Genomic DNA, 12394 nt, shown 5'->3' on the forward strand with positions numbered 1-12394 from the left:
CTCTCCTCTGCGGTTTTACGGAGCCGGATATGAAAATCCTGGGTATTGATGCCGGTAATACGATGATCAAGGCGGTGCTGTTTGATCTCAGCGGGACGATACTGGCCGTGGCTGAGCATAGCGGCGAAACGCTGCAGCCGCAGGAGGGCTACGCCGAGCGTTCGATAGCCGCCATCCGGCACGGTACTGAACAGGCGATCCGTCACTGCCTGCTGCAGGCGGGCACGGACGCACAGGATATCATTGCAGTGGGCGCCGCCGGACACGGCAATGGCCTCTATACGCTGGACCGGGCGCTGCAGCCGCAGCTCGGCATTCAGTCGATCGATCGGCGGGCGGACGATATTGTCGCTGCGCTGGAGCAGGCTGAAAAACAGCACGCCATTTATACCCTCTCCCGCCAGACGCCGTGGGCAGCCTCCACGCCAGTGCTGCTGAGCTGGGTTAAACAGCACCAGCCTCAGATATGGCAGCAGATCGGTGCGGTACTGAGCGCTAAAGATGTTATCGTCCATTTTCTCAGCGACGCGCTCAGCAGCGACTATTCAGATGCGGCGGGTGCCGGGCTGATTGACTATCGCGTTCGCGATTACAGCAGTGAACTGCTGGCACTCTATGACATTCAGGAGGCAGCAGCCTGGCTGCCGCCGCTGCGTGAATCGAGCGCTGTCAGCGGTTATGTTACCGCGCTGGCGGCGGCACGCACCGGTTTGCTGGCGGGTATACCGGTGGTGGCGGGTCTGTTTGATGTGGTGGCCAGCGCAGCGGGATCGGGGGTCGTCAGCTGCGGTGACGCCTCAATCGTAGCGGGTACGTGGAGTATCAATCAGGTTGTGGTGGATAAACCTGACTATCTTCGCCCGGTTTCCATGAGTTCAATGATAGAACGGGATCGCTTTATGGCGATTGAAGCCAGCGCAACCTCGGCGGCCAACCTCAACTGGTTTCTGCGGGAATTTGACGACCGGCGCGGAGGAAAAGGCGCGGTGCAGAGCAGCGAGTGCGTGGCGCAGATCCGTCAGGATCCGCATCTGCCGTTTTATCACCCCTACCTCTACTCCGGCCGCAAACCGGAACCGGCCCGCGCCGGCTTTTACGGGCTGGGCGGCTGGCATACCCGTGCAGATATGCTGTTTGCCCTGTTTGAGGGCGTGACCTTTGCTCACCGGGCGCATATTGACCGGCTGCACGCTGCCGGCCTCCCATTTACCCGTGCCACGCTCTCAGGCGGCGCCGCGCGCAGCGTCATCTGGCCGCAGATGTTTGCCGATGTTTTGAATATTCCGGTGCGGGTGGCAGAGTGTACGGAAACCGGCGCGCTGGGCGCCGCGCTCTGTGCAGGCGTTGGCGTGGGCGTGTGGCGGGATCTGACGGATGCGGTGCAGCATGCGGTGCGTCTGCAGCCGGAAGAGCGGCAGCCGCGGCCGGAGTGGGTCAGCTTCCACGACGCGCGCTATCACCAGTTTAAAAAACTGGAGCTGGCGATGCGCGACATCTGGCGCGAGACCCGCTGATACTCAGCGACACTGGCTGGTGCAGTTCTGTACACAGATTTGCGCCAGCGAGCCACATCCGCCGCCGCTATCATTTTTGCACTGTGACTGCTGTACGTAGCAGTTTTGCTGACAGGCCGACAGATCGCATTTTGACGCGATCGGGGTAAACATAGCAGACGGCGATTTGGGCGACGGCTGCCAGCTGCTCTGCGCCATCGCGTTTACGCTGCACGCCATCATTAACGCAATTATCCACTTCATGATTAATCCTCCGCTCTGAAGCTTTAAGTATGCGCAAAATCTGGTCAGAATGCCGAATGAAACAAAAGATTCATGCGCATAGAGTTGCACTATAAAAGTGCGAGCGCACTGCAACAATCGTTTCATCATTATGTCTCTTTTATAAAAAACCATAGTTATCAACACGCTGTCTGTTGGCGCGCATCTGGTACAGAAGTTGCAGTATTTCCCTGACTGAGCACAGGAGAGCATGATGAAAGTGATTGTTATTGGCGCCGGTATCGGCGGAATGAGTGCTGCTATCGCCCTGGAACGGGCGGGCTTTGAGACGGAAGTCTATGAGGCCGTTGCGGAGATGAAACCGGTTGGCGCAGCCATTTCCGTCTGGCCTAACGGCGTGAAATGCCTGAATGCCCTCGGTCTGAAACAGCCGCTGCGCGCGCTGAGCGGCAATATGGCCTGGATGGCTTATCACGATGCGCGAAGCGGTGCCCCCCTGACCCGCTTCAGCCTGGATCCGCTGGTGCAGCGCACCGGTGAATATCCTGCGCCGGTATCACGCGCCGGGCTGCAGGCGATGCTGCTTGATACTTATGGCCGGACGCGCGTTCGCTTTGGCAGGCGCGTCACGCATGCTGAACAAACCTCGCAGGGCGTTACCGCTTTCTTTGCCGACGGCAGCGAAGCCACAGGCGACCTGCTGATCGCTGCGGACGGCACGCACTCTGTACTGCGCGAGGCGGTTCTGGGCGAGCGCGTGGCGCGTCGCTATGCGGGCTATGTAAACTGGAACGGGCTGATTAGCGTGGATGAAGCGATTGCACCCGCCGATCAGTGGACCACTTTTGTCGGCGACGGCAAGCGCGTGTCGCTGATGCCGGTTGCCGGCAACCGCTTCTACTTCTTCTTTGATGTGCCGCTACCTGCCGGCCTCGCTCAGGATCGCACCACGCTGCGCGCCGATCTCAGCGGCTATTTCGCCGGCTGGGCCGAACCGGTGCAGCGGCTGATAGCGCAGCTCGATCCGCTCACCACTAACCGGGTCGAAATACACGATACCGAACCCCTTACCCGCTTTGTGCGCGGACGCGTGGCGCTGCTGGGCGATGCAGCCCATAGCACCACCCCCGATATTGGTCAGGGCGGCTGCGCGGCAATGGAAGATGCCGTGGTGCTGGCACAAACGCTGGCGACACATTCGCTGGGGGTGGAAGATGCGCTGCTGCGCTATCAGGCGCGCCGGCTGGACCGCACCCGCGACCTGGTGCTGAAGGCACGCAAGCGCTGCGACGTGACGCACGGTAAAGAGCCCGCGCTGACGGCAGCCTGGTATGAAGAGCTAAAAACCGAAAGCGGCGAGCGGGTGCTGGCTGGCATGTGCGACACAATCTGCGGTGGTCCGATGGGATAGCGCGCCACCGCTTCTGCCCTACTCTGCGCTTAATCCGCGATGGCGCAGCATCGGCTCTGGCGCTGGTGCTTTACCGCGCCAGCTCAGCCAGACGTGCTGCAGATCGCTGCTGTTTCCGCGTGACAAGACCAGATCCCGGAAGCGCTGCCCGTTTTCCCGCGTCAGGCCACCCTGTTCAGTGAACGCCTGATAACCATCGTCAGCCAGCATCTGCGTCCAGATATAGGCGTAATAGCCTGCCGCATATCCTCCTCCCCAGATGTGACGAAAATAGCTGGAGCGATAGCGCGGCGGCACTGCTGACAGCGCAATGTTTTCTGCCTGCAGCGCCTGCCGTTCAAAATGTTCCACATCCTGTGGCTTATCGTGCGCGGAGAGGGAGTGCCACTGCAGATCCAGCAGCGCCGCGGCCAGCAGTTCGGTCATGTCATAACCTTTATTAAAGGTAGCGGCCTGTACCATTTTTTCGCGCAGCGCAGCGGGCATCGGCTCCCCGGTTTCCCAGTGGCGCGCATAGCTGGCGAACACCGCCTCATGACTGGCCCAGTGTTCGTTAATCTGCGACGGAAACTCCACAAAATCGCGCGGCGTGGCCGTACCGGAGAGGCTGGCGTAGCGCTGGCTGGCAAACAGGCCGTGCAGCGCATGACCAAATTCGTGGAACAGCGTGATAACATCATCCCAGCTCAGCAGCGCCGGCTGGCCAGGCTGCGGTTTGGTATAGTTGCAGACGTTGTAGATCACCGGTTTCTGATCCAGCAGCGCAGACTGGTCAACAAAGTTGCCCATCCATGCCCCGCCGCTTTTATTATCACGAGCGAAAAAGTCGGTATAAAACAGCGCCAGCGGCGTCTCATCGGCGTCGAAAATCTCATAGACGCACACATCCGGATGATAGACCGGCAGATCGTGGCGCCGGCTGAACCGAATACCGTAAAGCTGCGTGGCGGCCCAGAACGCGCCGCGCTCCAGCACGCTATCCAGCGCGAACCAGGGGCGAATAGCGTCTTCATCAAAGTCATATTTCGCCTGGCGCACCTGCTCTGCGTAAAAATTCCAGTCCCAGGCGCGCAGGTCAAATCTCTGCTGCTGCTCAGCCATCAGCTGTTCTATCTCTGCGGCCTCGCGCCCGGCGCGCTCGCAGGCTGCCGGCACAATATTGCGCATAAAGTCCAGCGCGGCATCCGGGGTTTTCGCCATCTGATCCTGCAGGTTCCACGCCGCATAGCTGCTATAGCCCAGCAGCGCGGCCTGCTCCGCCCGCAGCTGCGCCATACGCGAAACCAGCGGCCGCGTATCGTTAACATCGTTACGCTCACAGCGCTTCAGCGCCTGCTCAAACAGCGCTTCCCGCGTGGCGCGGATGGTTAGCCGGCTCAGCGCTGGCTGCTGCGTGGTGTTTTGCAGCGGGATCAGCCACTGATTATCCAGACCACGTGCGGCCGCAGCGGCACGCGCCTGCTCCAGCGCTGCATCGTCGAGTCCCGTCAGCGCCTCCGGGCTGCTGACGGTGTAAGCGGCTGACTGCGTCGCCGCCAGCAGCCGGTTACCAAAGCGGGTGCTGAGGCCTGCCAGCTCCTGATTGATGTCGCGCAGCCGCTGTTTTTCATCATCACTCAGGCTGGCTCCGGCCAGCTGAAACGCCTGCCGGGTAACCTCCGTCAGCCGCACCGCCTCTGCGTCCGGGCAGGCGGTACTGCGCTGCTGCCAGACTGCCTCCAGCCGGGCGAAGAGCGCGCTATTGAGGTAGATCTCATCGTGCAGCGCCGCCAGGGCGGGCGTAATGATCTCTTCCACCTCCTGCAGGCGTGGCGACGTATTCGCTGCCGTCATGGCTGAAAAGACCTGCCACACCCGGCTCAGTAAGAGGCCGCTGCGCTCCAGCGCTTCAAACGTATTAGCAAAGTCCGGTGGCGCAGGGTTTGCGATAATCGCGGCGACTTCGCGGCGCTTCTCTTCGATGCCCGCTTCCAGCGCCGGCAGAAAATCGTCTTCGCGTATCTGATCGAACGGCGGCGCCTGATACGGCAGCGTGCTGGCGCTAAAAAAGGGATTGGCGGATCGGTTCATTATCGCTCCTGATAATCAGCAACGCCGCAATAGCCTGCGGCAGAGAGCCTTTATCCTGGCACGCCGGTGTGCGGGCAACAACCCGGCGTGCTGCCCGCCCTCTCTTTTTGCCACACCGGCTGGCCATTTACCCAGGTCTGCGCAATGTTGCGATCGTCACCCAGCGTCATCAGAACAAATAGCTGCTCGAAGATATCTTTACTGTTGCCATGACGCAGCTGCTGCAGCGGCGATACGGCCGGATCCAGCACCACAAAATCCGCCTCTTTGCCGGGCGTAAAGCTGCCAATTTTATCGTCGAGATCCAGCGCCTGCGCCCCGCCCAGCGTGGCGCGATAAAGCGCTTCGCAGGCGGTCAGCTTATAGTGCTGCAGCTGCCCGACTTTATACGCCTCGCCCAGCGTCTGCAGCAGGTTGAAGGTGGTACCAGCGCCAACGTCGGTGCCGATCCCCATGCGCACGTTCTCCTGCCAGCAGCGTTTGAGATCAAACAGCCCGCTGCCAAGAAACAGATTTGAAGTAGGGCAAAATGCGATGGCTGAACCGGTGTCGTGCAGGCACTGCCACTCATGGTCCTGCAGATGCAGGCAGTGGGCAAATACGCTGCGTGCGCCGGTGAGCTGATAGTGGTGATAGACATCGAGATAGCCGTTGCGCTCGGGAAAAAGCTCTCTGACCCACGCCACCTCCTGCGGATTTTCACTCAGGTGCGTATGCAGCCAGGTATCGGGAAACTCTCTCCGCAGCTGACCTACCCGTTCCAGCAGCTGTGGCGAAGAGGTCGGCGCAAAGCGTGGGGTCAGCGCATAGCCAAGACGGCCGCGCCGGTGCCAGCGCTCAATCAGCGCCCGCGTCTGCTGATAGCTCGTTTCGGGGGTTTCAGTCAGGTAGTCCGGCGCGTTGCGGTCCATCATCACTTTACCGGCAATGAGCCGCATGCTGAGCCGCTCCGCCGCGCTGAAGAGCGCGTCAACCGACTGCGGATGCACCGTGCCAAACACCAGTGCGGTAGTGGTACCGTTAGCCAGCAGCTGCTGCAGGAAAAAATCGGACATCTTTGCCGCATGGGTTGCACAGTGATACTGCTGCTCAACCGGAAAGGTATAGTTATTCAGCCAGGTCAGCAGCTGTTCGCCAAACGCGCCCATCATTTCCGTCTGCGGATAGTGAATGTGGGTATCGATAAACCCCGGCACAATCAGCTTGCCGCGCAGGTCCGTGACCCGCCGGCTATCCACCCGTAGCGCCGCGCTGCTCCAGCTTTCCAGGCTGACAATTTTTCCTGCACGCAGCGTGAGCAGACCATCAGCGAGATAGCGTGCGGCGTCACTCAGCGCCTCTGGCTGATCTACCGTGCGGGTAAAATCAAAAAAACTGGCGCGCAGCAGCGTCTCGTTGTCAGCATTCATAACTCATCCTCTCAGTAAGATAAAATGAGTGTGCAAAAGCCGTGCCAGTTAAGGGTCATTTACCTGCTAAATCATAAGGTTAGGCTAAAAGAGAGGCAACCGGATGCGCAAACGATTACGTGCATCTGCACCGGCGTTAAGATCTGCTGGCGACCGCTCACGCTGCACCATGATGCATCAGCGCGGTGCACGCCTGCACCCTGTTAACGCATTCCGGCGACAGAGAGTTTGCCGACCGCTTTTTTTCAGCAGGCGAAGAATGATGGTGATATGGTTAAACGCGGACTACCTGAAAACAGTTAAGGAACAGTGAGATGATTATTTTTGTTACCGGTGCTACTGCGGGGTTTGGTGAAAGTATTACCCGTCGCTTCATTGCCACAGGCCATAAAGTGATCGCCAGCGGGCGGCGCGCCGAACGGCTGCAGGCGCTGAAGGATGAGCTGGGTGAAAACCTCTATACCGTTCAGCTCGATGTGCGTAATCGTGCCGTTATCGAGGAGGTCATCGCTGCGCTGCCGGCAGAGTGGCGCAACATTGATGTACTGGTCAACAACGCCGGCCTGGCGCTGGGCACTGAGCCAGCCCATAAAGCCAGCGTCGATGACTGGGAGAATATGATCGACACCAATACCAAAGGCCTGGTTTTCATGACCCGGGCGCTGCTGCCTGCCATGGTAGAGCGCAACGTCGGGCATATCGTCAATATCGGTTCCATTGCCGGCAGCTGGCCCTATGCGGGCGGCAACGTCTATGGCGCAACCAAAGCGTTTGTGCGCCAGTTCAGCCTGAATCTGCGTACCGATCTCCACGGCACCGCGCTGCGCGTGACCGATATCGAGCCGGGTCTGGTAGGCGGAACGGAATTTTCCAACGTGCGCTTTAAAGGCGATGACGATCGCGCCGGCGCGGTGTATGAAGGTACAACGGCGCTGACGGCAGAGGATGTCACCGAGGCCGTTTACTGGGTAACCACGCTGCCAGCGCACGTCAATATCAACACGCTGGAGATTATGCCGGTCAGCCAGACCACCGCCGGGCTGAAAGTGCATAAAGACGCATAACCGTGTGTGACAACGTCACCTGATAGTACCGGGTGACGCTGTTACGCTTTTCCCCAGCCGGTGACAATAATCAGCATTCCGCACAGCGCTATCAGCGCGCCCGCCCAGTCCCATGCGCTCAGCCGTACCCCATCCACCACGCGCAGCCAGATCAGCGCTGTAAACACATAGACACCACCATACGCCGCGTAAACCCGCCCGCTCGCCGCCGGATGCAGCGTGAGCAGCCAGACAAATAGCGCCAGACTCGTCGCAGCCGGCAACAGCAGCCAGGCGCTTATCCCTTTACGCAGCCAGAGCCAGGGCAAGAAACAGCCCGCAATCTCTGCGACAGCCGTAATGAAAAATAATAGTGCGGTCTTGATCAGCATAACTCTGCTCTCTGTTCCCTCAACGCGCTGCACACCGCTGGTGAGCAGCAAAAGCAGGATGATATACTAGCCGCTGTTACGGCAACAGCCTCGCACGGCTGACCGGGTCTGACTAAAGGACAACATCATGAAAAACTATGCTTCCGTTCTGTTTACGGCGCTGCTGACGGCCAGCGTGCTGCTGAGCGCTCCCTTTGCCGCTGCCCGTACCGATCGCCTGATCGTGGAAGATGGCAATAGCGCGGCCAGCAATGAAGCCGCCCGCCAGAGTAAAGAGCAGTGGAACGATACGCGTAATCTGCGCAGCAAGATTAATACCCGGACAGAGAAAGAGTTCGACAAAGCGGACCGCGCGTTTGATACCCGCGACGCCTGCGACAAGAGCTATAACGTCAACGCTTACTGGGAAGAGAATACCCTGCGCTGCCTCGATCGCCGCACCGGTCGTCCGGTCGCGCCGTAACGCGGCGCTGCTGCTATAGTGTTCAGAGAGACAGTCAACAAGGAGTTTGCGATGAAAAAGGGTTCTCTGGTACTGCTGCTGGGTGTGATGACGCTGCCGCTGATGGCTCAGGCCTCCTGCGACAGCGTTCGCGCCGATATCAGTAAAAAAATTGTCAGTAATGGCGTGGCGGAGTCAGATTTTACGCTGGATATCGTGCCAAACGATCAGGCCGACCAGGCGGGCGGTCAGGTGGTCGGCCACTGTGAAAATGATACGCAAAAAATTGTTTATAAAAAGAATATGCGGGATGCAGAGGGCAGCGCACCCGACAGCGCCGGCAGCTCTCAGGATATGTCAGCGCAGTAACCTGCAACCGGGGCAGCCGCCGCTGCCCCGCTTCTTCTCTTCTATTCCATCTCCGGTCGCTGACGCGGCATCAGCCAGGCGATCCACACCGTCAGCAGCGCGATCAGCAAGGCCACGATAAATACCCAGTGCAGCGATGCGGCAATCTGGGTCGTCCAGAGCTGCAGTTCTGCAACCGGCAGCGCCTCCCGGCTTTCCGGCGACATGATTTTTTGCATCGGATCCTCCGCCTGCGGCAGCCGCTGCGCCAGATTGATGTTTAAAACCGCCCCCATCAGTGCGGTTCCCAGCGCTGAACCCAGCATCCGGCTGAACATAATAGAGGCGGTACAGATACCGCGGATCTCATACTGCGCATGGTTCTGCACGGAAACCAGAAACGTGGTGCTGGTCATGCCCATGCCGGTGCCGATAACAAAGGCCGTAAAGCCCGCCTGCAGCACGGAGCTTTCCGCGTGGAGCAGCAGCAGCAGCGCGCTGCCAGCGATCAGTAACAGTGCGCCAAGCTGAGCGGTGAAGCGATAAGAGGTCACGAGCATCAGGCGACCGCTGAGCGTACTGGCAATCGGCCAGCCAATTGACATCATCGCCAGCGCGCTGCCCGCCTGCAGCGGCGTACCGCCGGTGATCCCCTGGATCCAGGTGGGCAGAAACGCGCTGATGCCCATCATGGTGGCGCCGATAATCAGATTACCGGCGTTGCCTGCCACAATCAGACGGCTGCGCCACAGCGCAAGCGGGAAAAGCGGTGCCGCCGTCTGCTGTTCGTGCCGTTTGAGACGCCAGCCTGCCACGCCTGCCAGCAGCAGAAACGGCAGCAGCCAGTAGCCGAGCGCTTCCGCCTGCAGCAGCGCCACCAGCAGCGCAGTGACGCTGATCATCAGCCAGCAGCTGCCGGTAATATTCAGCGCACCTGCGGCGGAGACCGGGCGGGCGGGCAGGAAACGCGCCAGCAGCAGCATAGAGATCAGCCCTATCGGCACGTTGACCCAAAAGATCACCGCCCAGCTAAAGTGCTGCACCAGCCACGCACCGCTAAGCGGTCCGATAATTGCCGCCACGCCCCAGACGCTGGAGAGCCAGCCCTGAACGGTGGCGCGTTCACGCGGGGAGTAGATATCCGCCACAATGGTAGTGGTCAGCGGCATAATGGCACCCGCTCCCAGCCCCTGAAAGGCGCGAAACAGAATGAGCCATGTCATGGTATGAGCAAAGCCGCACAGCACTGAGCCAAACAAAAACAGCGATACCCCGACAAAAAAGAGCCGCTTACGTCCCCATATATCGGCTAAACGGCCATAAAGCGGCACGCTCACCGCCTGCGTCAGGAGATAAATAGAAAATACCCAGCCAAACTGCGCGAAGCCGCCCAGATCGGCAATGATCGTAGGCATCGCCGTCGCCACAATCGTCACCTCAATCGCGGCCATAAACATAGCCAGCATACAGGCAAACAAAATCCATGGACGATGGCTGCGCAAAACTTCAGCGTGCTCTGACATAACGCTCCTTATCCCGTTTTACTCTCTCTTATCCCGCCACACAGCCCGTGCTTATGTGACAGGGTAACCTTTTTCGATGAATTTTTTTTATTGTCATACCATCCCGTACCCGGTGCGGGCTGCAGGCGGTTTTGACCCCTCACCGTCAGCTGTTTTTTGCGTTAAATGCTGGCGTTGCCGATCAGAGATTGCTATAGACTTTTAGCCGTCAGGTTAATTATCTGTGAATTTATGCCGAATTAACGCAGGCAACCCGCACCTTAACCATAAAATTTTGCTATCGAACGCGGCCTCTTATCCTGCCGCTCAGCAGAGCAATCATAGCTGATAGTTCTGTTTATTCAGGGAGAAAACGGTTATGCCTCACGCATCGCTGATCCGGCGCACCGGATTGGCTCTTCTCACTCTTACGCTACTCGTTGCGCTTCTGATCTGGGGCATTGGTCCGGATACGCTGCGCGCCCGCCAGACCGATCTGATCTATCTTGGCCAGCAGCATCTCTGGCTGGTTTTCTGGTCCATGTTCTGCGCCCTGCTGGTGGGGATCCCTGCCGGGATTGTGCTGAGCCGTCCTTTTGCGCGACGTCAGGCTGAATATGTTATGCAGATCTTCAACGTCGGCAATACCCTCCCGCCTCTGGCCGTGCTGGCGCTGGCTATGGTCGTGGTGGGCATCGGTGAGCGACCGGCGCTGATTGCGCTGTTTCTTGCCTCGCTGCTGCCCATTGTGCGCAATACCTATGCCGGCCTGTGCGCGGTTCCACCTGCGCTGACCGAGGCGGCTAAAGGCATTGGCATGACCCGCCTGCAGCGGCTGCGCCAGGTTGAGCTGCCGGACGCGCTGCCGGTGATATTAGCCGGCGTGCGCATCGCCACCGCAATTAACGTCGGCACCGCGCCGCTGGCCTTTTTGATAGGCGCCAGCAGCTATGGCGAGCTGATTTTCCCCGGGATCTATCTGAACGATTTCCCGACGCTGATTCTGGGTGCGGCCGCTACCGCGCTGATTGCCCTGATCCTGGACATGCTGCTGGCCGCGCTGGGCCGCATTCTTTCGCCACACGCTGCAACTTAACTCATGGAGCACGTTTTGATGACCCCCACCAGGCTGTTTTTCAACCGGCTGCGCGGCGCTGTGCTGGCCCTGAGCGCTGCGCTACTGCTTAATCAGTCAGCGCTGGCGGCTGCGCCCATTACGCTCTCAACCAAAAGCTTTACTGAACAGCATATTTTGTCTGCCCTGTCCGTTTTGTGGCTGCAGAAAAACGGGTTTACGATCGTCCCTAAGACCAATATTGCGACCACCATCAGCCGTAATGCCATGATCAACAAACAGATCGATATGACATGGGAATATACCGGCACCTCGCTCATTATTTTTAACCACATCAGTAAGCCCATGTCTCCTGAACAGGCGTGGGAAACAGTAAAAAAGCTGGATGCGAAACTGGGCCTGGTCTGGCTTGAACCGGCACCGATGAACAACACTTACGCTTTCGCCATGCAGCGACGTCGCGCAGAGCAGGAGGGTATCACCACCCTGTCGCAGCTGGTCAGCAAAATGGAGCAGGTGCGCGCCAGCGATCCGGAGCATAACTGGCGGCTGGGACTCGACCTGGAGTTTGCTGGTCGCTCCGATGGCCTGAAGCCGCTGCAAAAAGTTTATCAACTGCCGCTCGATCGCCCGCAAATCCGTCAGATGTATCCCGGCCTGGTCTATAACGCGGTCCGTGACGGGTTTGTGGACGCCGGCCTGATCTATACCACCGATGGCCGTGTCAAAGGCTTTGACCTGCTGGTATTGAAAGATGATAAGCACTTCTTCCCCAGTTACAACGTCACGCCAGTGGTACGTAAAGAGGTGCTCGCTGCACATCCTGGCCTGGAGAAAGCGCTGAATCAGCTGTCAGCATTGATTACTGATGACGCTATTTCAGAAATGAACAAGCGGGTGGATATCGATCATCAGTCACCCGCTCAGGTTGCACGCGATTTCCTCCAGACCCGTAACATGCTGTAA

Annotated in this window: 12 protein-coding genes; 7 read left to right on the top strand and 5 right to left on the bottom strand. The window is 59.0% G+C overall.

The genetic code is table 11. From position 1 onward, the window contains the following. Positions 1 to 29: 29 nt before the first annotated feature. Positions 30 to 1514 carry an FGGY-family carbohydrate kinase gene (locus F3J39_RS04360; protein ID WP_166713854.1) on the top strand — a complete coding sequence of 495 codons (1485 nt, stop codon included), beginning with the start codon at positions 30 to 32 and terminating at the stop codon, positions 1512 to 1514. Positions 1515 to 1517: 3 nt separating this feature from the next. Here the strand turns inward: F3J39_RS04360 and F3J39_RS04365 are convergent, their stop codons facing one another. Continuing rightward, positions 1518 to 1757 carry a hypothetical protein gene (locus tag F3J39_RS04365; protein WP_039384375.1) on the bottom strand — a complete coding sequence of 80 codons (240 nt, stop codon included), beginning with the start codon at positions 1755 to 1757 and terminating at the stop codon, positions 1518 to 1520. Between the two features lie 232 nt (positions 1758 to 1989). On the opposite strand from F3J39_RS04365, the gene hpxO reads away from it, so the two are divergent. Further along, on the top strand, positions 1990 to 3147 hold the full coding sequence (hpxO, locus tag F3J39_RS04370; protein ID WP_039384376.1) for an FAD-dependent urate hydroxylase HpxO: 1158 nt from the start codon (positions 1990 to 1992) through the stop codon (positions 3145 to 3147). Between the two features lie 18 nt (positions 3148 to 3165). On the opposite strand, the gene dcp is transcribed toward hpxO, so the two are convergent. Together dcp and guaD are read right to left on the bottom strand one after the other, a co-directional pair. Then, a complete protein-coding gene (gene dcp / locus F3J39_RS04375) occupies positions 3166 to 5217 on the bottom strand; it encodes a peptidyl-dipeptidase Dcp (RefSeq protein WP_104084978.1) in 2052 nt (683 codons plus the stop codon). A 50-nt stretch (positions 5218 to 5267) separates the two neighbouring features. Next, positions 5268 to 6626: a guanine deaminase gene (guaD, locus tag F3J39_RS04380; RefSeq protein WP_104084979.1), complete on the bottom strand. Its 1359-nt coding sequence runs from the start codon at positions 6624 to 6626 to the stop codon at positions 5268 to 5270. Between the two features lie 314 nt (positions 6627 to 6940). Here guaD and ydfG point away from each other — a divergent pair, with 314 nt between their 5' ends. After that, on the top strand, positions 6941 to 7690 hold the full coding sequence (gene ydfG / locus F3J39_RS04385) for a bifunctional NADP-dependent 3-hydroxy acid dehydrogenase/3-hydroxypropionate dehydrogenase YdfG (RefSeq protein ID WP_039384381.1): 750 nt from the start codon (positions 6941 to 6943) through the stop codon (positions 7688 to 7690). Positions 7691 to 7731: 41 nt separating this feature from the next. Here the strand turns inward: ydfG and F3J39_RS04390 are convergent, their stop codons facing one another. Next, positions 7732 to 8061: a YnfA family protein gene (locus tag F3J39_RS04390; RefSeq protein ID WP_104084980.1), complete on the bottom strand. Its 330-nt coding sequence runs from the start codon at positions 8059 to 8061 to the stop codon at positions 7732 to 7734. Positions 8062 to 8188: 127 nt separating this feature from the next. On the opposite strand from F3J39_RS04390, the gene F3J39_RS04395 reads away from it, so the two are divergent. Then, positions 8189 to 8524 carry a DUF1283 family protein gene (locus tag F3J39_RS04395; RefSeq protein ID WP_039384383.1) on the top strand — a complete coding sequence of 112 codons (336 nt, stop codon included), beginning with the start codon at positions 8189 to 8191 and terminating at the stop codon, positions 8522 to 8524. Positions 8525 to 8575: 51 nt separating this feature from the next. Continuing rightward, positions 8576 to 8872 carry a DUF1161 domain-containing protein gene (locus F3J39_RS04400; RefSeq protein ID WP_039384385.1) on the top strand — a complete coding sequence of 99 codons (297 nt, stop codon included), beginning with the start codon at positions 8576 to 8578 and terminating at the stop codon, positions 8870 to 8872. A gap of 41 nt (positions 8873 to 8913) precedes the next feature. On the opposite strand, the gene F3J39_RS04405 is transcribed toward F3J39_RS04400, so the two are convergent. Continuing rightward, complete coding sequence (locus tag F3J39_RS04405; protein WP_104084981.1) at positions 8914 to 10374, bottom strand: MDR family MFS transporter; 1461 nt, start codon at positions 10372 to 10374, stop codon at positions 8914 to 8916. Positions 10375 to 10732: 358 nt separating this feature from the next. Between F3J39_RS04405 and F3J39_RS04410 the strand changes: the two genes are divergently transcribed. Beyond that, positions 10733 to 11449, top strand: coding sequence for an ABC transporter permease (locus F3J39_RS04410; protein WP_166713855.1), 717 nt, complete (start codon positions 10733 to 10735; stop codon positions 11447 to 11449). 18 nt (positions 11450 to 11467) lie between these two features. Beyond that, positions 11468 to 12394: a glycine betaine ABC transporter substrate-binding protein gene (locus tag F3J39_RS04415; RefSeq protein ID WP_104084983.1), complete on the top strand. Its 927-nt coding sequence runs from the start codon at positions 11468 to 11470 to the stop codon at positions 12392 to 12394.

It is taken from the genome of Pantoea sp. Acro-807, assembly GCF_011752675.1.
Lineage (GTDB): Bacteria > Pseudomonadota > Gammaproteobacteria > Enterobacterales > Enterobacteriaceae > Pantoea > Pantoea eucrina.

Excerpts from the sequence above, each read along its gene's own strand:
- F3J39_RS04360 (WP_166713854.1), top strand. The coding sequence starts at position 30 with ATGAAAATCCTGGGTATTGATGCCGGTAATACGATGATCAAGGCGGTG.
- F3J39_RS04365 (WP_039384375.1), bottom strand. The coding sequence starts at position 1,757 with ATGAAGTGGATAATTGCGTTAATGATGGCGTGCAGCGTAAACGCGATG.
- hpxO (WP_039384376.1), top strand. The coding sequence starts at position 1,990 with ATGAAAGTGATTGTTATTGGCGCCGGTATCGGCGGAATGAGTGCTGCT.
- dcp (WP_104084978.1), bottom strand. The coding sequence starts at position 5,217 with ATGAACCGATCCGCCAATCCCTTTTTTAGCGCCAGCACGCTGCCGTAT.
- guaD (WP_104084979.1), bottom strand. The coding sequence starts at position 6,626 with ATGAATGCTGACAACGAGACGCTGCTGCGCGCCAGTTTTTTTGATTTT.
- ydfG (WP_039384381.1), top strand. The coding sequence starts at position 6,941 with ATGATTATTTTTGTTACCGGTGCTACTGCGGGGTTTGGTGAAAGTATT.
- F3J39_RS04390 (WP_104084980.1), bottom strand. The coding sequence starts at position 8,061 with ATGCTGATCAAGACCGCACTATTATTTTTCATTACGGCTGTCGCAGAG.
- F3J39_RS04395 (WP_039384383.1), top strand. The coding sequence starts at position 8,189 with ATGAAAAACTATGCTTCCGTTCTGTTTACGGCGCTGCTGACGGCCAGC.
- F3J39_RS04400 (WP_039384385.1), top strand. The coding sequence starts at position 8,576 with ATGAAAAAGGGTTCTCTGGTACTGCTGCTGGGTGTGATGACGCTGCCG.
- F3J39_RS04405 (WP_104084981.1), bottom strand. The coding sequence starts at position 10,374 with ATGTCAGAGCACGCTGAAGTTTTGCGCAGCCATCGTCCATGGATTTTG.
- F3J39_RS04410 (WP_166713855.1), top strand. The coding sequence starts at position 10,733 with ATGCCTCACGCATCGCTGATCCGGCGCACCGGATTGGCTCTTCTCACT.
- F3J39_RS04415 (WP_104084983.1), top strand. The coding sequence starts at position 11,468 with ATGACCCCCACCAGGCTGTTTTTCAACCGGCTGCGCGGCGCTGTGCTG.